The organism is Bacillus sp. SIMBA_154, assembly GCF_046536015.1.
Lineage (GTDB): Bacteria > Bacillota > Bacilli > Bacillales > Bacillaceae > Bacillus > Bacillus pumilus_P.
Genome location: NZ_JAWJBV010000149.1, coordinates 1 through 301 on the forward strand (window position 1 = coordinate 1; position 301 = coordinate 301).

A 301-nucleotide genomic window follows, 5' to 3' on the forward strand; every position below is an offset into this window, starting at 1 on the left:
AATCTCTACGCCGTCAAATTCTTTTTTTGTAATGATGTTAACAACACCGGCAACCGCGTCTGAACCGTAAACAGCAGATGCACCACCTGTTGTTATTTCAATACGTTCAACCATTGCCGTAGGTATATTATTTAGATCGACAGCGCCAGAGCCTGGAGCACCAGCAATGAAGCGACGTCCATTGACTAGAACTAGAGTTCGATCAGAACCCAAGCCACGTAAGTCAGTGTTATTCAAACCACTGGCAAAAATACTATTGTTGGTTGTTTCTGGCGAAAGCCCTACTAGCGTGCTTGGCATC

General features: G+C 44.9%; 1 protein-coding gene. It reads right to left on the bottom strand.

Annotated elements, in window-relative coordinates:
• A partial coding sequence (locus R0K30_RS21510; protein WP_410612826.1) for a TonB-dependent receptor plug domain-containing protein occupies positions 1–301 on the bottom strand: 301 nt, incomplete at both ends.